This window comes from Alcanivorax sp. HI0044, from assembly GCF_001634945.1.
Map to the genome: position 1 here is coordinate 1 of NZ_LWEZ01001793.1, position 1074 is coordinate 1074.

The 1074-nt window shown below is 58.5% G+C and carries 2 protein-coding genes; both read right to left on the reverse strand.

Translation table 11 applies throughout. From position 1 onward, the window contains the following. On the reverse strand, positions 1-452 hold a 452-nt coding region (locus tag A3730_RS26815), incomplete at its 3' end, for a hypothetical protein (RefSeq protein WP_063539327.1). 56 nt (positions 453-508) lie between these two features. Continuing rightward, a partial coding sequence (locus A3730_RS26820) for a DUF4334 domain-containing protein (RefSeq protein WP_197477663.1) occupies positions 509-1074 on the reverse strand: 566 nt, incomplete at its 5' end.

Genomic DNA, 1074 nt, shown 5'->3' on the forward strand with positions numbered 1-1074 from the left:
CACCGGCTGACGTCCGGCGACAGCTCGCCAATCGTGGCGCTGGCCCAGACAAATCCCTGCACCGATACCCCACACAAGAACACTACCAGCAGGAAAAAAATCACCGGCTTGATGCGGGCGCGATTGCCGTACACATAGCGGGTAGGGCGAAATACCTTTTCGCCGGGCAAGGGCGACTGCCCCAGCCGCAATATCTGTAAACTGTGCCGCCCTTCAATGGCCAGCACCACCAATGCCAACCCCAGCGGCAAGCCGATAAAGAGGCTGTAGATCACCAGTTCCAGGCCATTGAGCGAGCCATAGTGATGGCAGTGCGCCGTTTCCATATAGCGCTCGAACCAGGGAAAAAAGAAAAATTCAGTCAGCAGAAAAAGCGGTGCCGCCCAGCCAGCGTGGCACAGTAACCGGACAATACGCTCCCCCTTGCTGTATTGCGGTGCCCACTCGGCCAAGATGGTCTCTCCCCTCCAGCATGTAAATTACTCAGGGGGCATTCTGACAGAAAGGCTCAGTTATCGTCGCGACGCAGCACAAAGAAAAACGGCTGCTTCATGCCTTTCAAGTCCATGATGCCGAGCACGGTATTGTCATCCACCTTGCGGAACACATCGTTGATCGGCAGGTTGTCGTACATCATGGTCGCCGTGGCCACCCCCCGGTAGGTGGTGGTGCGCAGACGCGCGGCGGACTTGCGCCCGGATAGCAACGGCAAGATCCACTGGAACACCTTGCCCACAAACGCCGAATTCAGGAACGGCATCTGATCCAGCAACCCCAGCCCGGGCATGGTCAGTAACGGCTTCACCGAGGTGAGCTTGCCGGAGACCTTGCGAAACACCAGCGGGTGCACATGCTCTTCGCTCTCGAAACGCTTGCCGTGCCAATGGCAACGCTCCAGCACCCCATCCATCGGGTGGCCGGTTTCAAACCCTTCGCCTTTCCAGGCACCGATCATGAAATCCGGGGCCACCGGTTCCAGCGCATCAAAAATGGCCAGTGCCTCATCCCCGGTCGCTTGCCCCTGTGCCTTTGCCGCACTGAAAGACAGGCCCGGTACAGCCTGAACAGAAGGAT